The sequence below is a fragment of the Bacillus cereus group sp. N21 genome, assembly GCF_016483395.1.
In the GTDB taxonomy this organism is placed as follows: Bacteria; Bacillota; Bacilli; order Bacillales; family Bacillaceae_G; genus Bacillus_A; species Bacillus_A pseudomycoides.
In genome coordinates, this window is the sequence record NZ_JAEHBX010000407.1 from 1 (window position 1) to 246 (window position 246).

The window sequence follows — 246 nt, forward strand, 5'->3', positions numbered from 1 at the left end:
TTCCATGATGATATACATGATGCATTGGAATTGAGACGAGAAGCGATTGAAAAAGATGTGCGTGAAGGTAGTGAGCTAGTATGACGAGAATCATTTTACCTGGAAAAACAATCGGCATTATTGGAGGCGGCCAGCTTGGAAGAATGATGGCATTGGCAGCTAAGGAGATGGGATATAAAATTGCTGTTTTAGATCCTACAAAGCATTCACCATGTGCACAAGTTGCTGATGTTGAAATTGTTGCAC

At 41.1% G+C, this 246-nt stretch carries 1 protein-coding gene and 1 pseudogene; both read left to right on the forward strand.

Going from position 1 to position 246, the window contains the following annotated elements; all coding sequences use genetic code 11:
• Positions 1–84: pseudogene (locus JDS96_RS31415) on the forward strand (5-(carboxyamino)imidazole ribonucleotide mutase); the annotation flags it as partial.
• The coding region (locus tag JDS96_RS31420; protein ID WP_242480047.1) for an NAD(P)-dependent oxidoreductase at positions 81–246 on the forward strand (166 nt) is incomplete at its 3' end. The pseudogene JDS96_RS31415 and the gene JDS96_RS31420, both read left to right, overlap by 4 nt.